Origin of the sequence: Pseudoalteromonas sp. S1612, assembly GCF_005887175.1 — a bacterium.
In the GTDB taxonomy this organism is placed as follows: Bacteria; Pseudomonadota; Gammaproteobacteria; order Enterobacterales; family Alteromonadaceae; genus Pseudoalteromonas; species Pseudoalteromonas undina.
The window spans coordinates 1-981 of the sequence record NZ_PNDH01000062.1 but is presented as its reverse complement, the minus strand read 5'-3'; the positions used below and the strand labels follow the sequence as shown (position 1 = coordinate 981).

The following is a 981-nucleotide window of genomic DNA, read 5'->3' as shown; positions in this document are numbered from 1 at the left end:
GTAGATTGTCCTGGACACGCCGATTATGTTAAAAACATGATCACTGGTGCTGCTCAAATGGACGGCGCTATCTTAGTAGTTGCTGCGACTGATGGTCCTATGCCACAAACTCGTGAGCACATCCTACTTTCTCGCCAAGTTGGCGTTCCTTACATCGTTGTGTTCATGAACAAATGTGACATGGTTGATGATGAAGAGCTACTTGAGCTAGTAGAAATGGAAGTTCGTGAACTTCTTTCTGAATACGACTTCCCAGGTGATGACTTACCACTAATTCAAGGTTCTGCACTTAAAGCACTTGAAGGCGAAGAGCAATGGGAAGCTAAAATCGTAGAGCTTGCAGAAGCACTAGATTCTTACATTCCAGAGCCAGAGCGTGACATCGATAAGCCATTCATCATGCCTATCGAAGACGTTTTCTCAATCCAAGGTCGTGGTACTGTTGTAACTGGCCGTGTTGAAGCTGGTATCATCAACGTGAATGACGAAGTTGAAATCGTTGGTATCAAAGAGACTACTAAGTCTACTTGTACTGGTGTTGAAATGTTCCGTAAGCTTCTTGACGAAGGTCGTGCTGGTGAGAACATTGGTGCACTTCTACGTGGTACTAAGCGTGAAGACGTTGAACGTGGTCAAGTACTAGCTAAGCCTGGTTCAATCAACCCACACACAACATTCACTTCAGAAGTATACGTACTTTCTAAAGATGAAGGTGGTCGTCATACTCCATTCTTCAAAGGTTACCGTCCACAGTTCTACTTCCGTACAACTGACGTAACAGGTGACGTACAGTTACCAGAAGGCGTAGAAATGGTAATGCCTGGTGATAACGTTAAGATGACAGTAACTCTAATCGCGCCAATCGCGATGGACGAAGGTCTTCGTTTCGCTATCCGTGAAGGTGGCCGTACTGTTGGTGCTGGTGTTGTTGCAACTATCGTTGAGTAATCAACTGTTGTAATGCATTAAGCATTAAAAAAA

General features: G+C 44.2%; 1 protein-coding gene. It reads left to right on the top strand.

The genetic code is table 11. The features are described from left to right. Positions 1–948 (top strand): elongation factor Tu (tuf, locus tag CWB78_RS17345; RefSeq protein ID WP_138596699.1); only part of this gene is annotated, 948 nt, incomplete at its 5' end. Positions 949–981 lie beyond the last annotated feature (33 nt).